This window comes from Paraferrimonas haliotis (genome assembly GCF_002282895.1).
In the GTDB taxonomy this organism is placed as follows: Bacteria; Pseudomonadota; Gammaproteobacteria; order Enterobacterales; family Shewanellaceae; genus Paraferrimonas; species Paraferrimonas haliotis.
Genome location: NZ_NRRB01000019.1, coordinates 1 through 1125 on the forward strand (window position 1 = coordinate 1; position 1125 = coordinate 1125).

At 45.6% G+C, this 1125-nt stretch carries 1 protein-coding gene; it reads right to left on the reverse strand.

The genetic code is table 11. The features are described from left to right. Positions 1 to 984 (reverse strand): DUF4158 domain-containing protein (locus CLC91_RS14855; RefSeq protein ID WP_040522107.1); only part of this gene is annotated, 984 nt, incomplete at its 3' end. Positions 985 to 1125 lie beyond the last annotated feature (141 nt).

Sequence of the window (1125 nt, forward strand, 5' to 3'; positions counted from 1 at the left end):
GTCCGCGGCTGACTGCCAGGACAGGAACACTGCTTGTTGTGCAAAGGTGTTGGCAGCTTCTTGTTGCTTGCGGATATGGTAAATGAACCCATCAGTTAACCGTTCCAGTGCCAGTTGTATCCGCTCTGTCAGGTGACATAGCAACCATAGATGCTGCTGTGCGCGTTTGAATCGTTTGAGTTTACTACCGTAATAGTTGATGAGCTCACCGAAGTGTTGTCGATTTTTAAGAGACAGATTAAGCCCATCGATAACGCCATTGATTTGCGTGCGCCATGGCGCTAACTGATGATAAAGGGCAAGCTCTTTTTTAAGTTCAGGTACGGTCAGACTTTTTGCACCGCCTCTGAGCTGGTTCAGGCTTAGTCCGTCATCAATGGCTGTTATGCTGTCCAGAAAGACGTGAAGTTCAGGACTGGTGAGTTGATTAAGTTGGTGCGCCAGGTCTTTTCTGACCTGCTGCATCGCTCTGCTTATCAGTCTCTGGAGTACGGTGTACCTAGGGATAGCAATGCTGTGACTGGTTAGGAATTCAATAGCAGTATCAAAGAGGTAACGCGGCTCCAGCCAGGCATTGCCCACCTGAACAAGGTGGTCGAAAAGAGAATTGAAGTGCTGACTTTCGTCCCATTTGTGATAACCAGCAAGGTCTAATACTTTTGCGTAGAGTCGATCTTTTTGTTTTTGTGAGGGAGTGAATGGTCTGAGCCCCTTGCCGCCAAGCAGCTCTTTACTGATGAACATTAAATCCTTAGAAACCTGCGAGTAAGCGATATCTAGGATGACGGGCTTTGATTTGAAGTATCCCAAAATCGCGACAAAGTAACATCTATGAGCTCTGAGACGAATTGACCGAAAAACTGCCAATTCCGCATCGTTCAGAGAAAAGTACAGACGTTGTTCTTCGATTGAAAAAATGGGTGGGGAATAAAGATCTGCCTGTTCTGCTCTCGTGAGAATAGTAATTTCGTTTTTGATGGCCATATCAGGGCTGTTCCGTATTAAATGTACGATATTTACCTAATTTGCCACACTTATAAGTAGTAACCCACCTCCGCAGCCATTTATTGGTGTGGTCTACAGAGGATTAAGTCTTTTTAGAGGGGAAAATCCCTAGAACCCCAT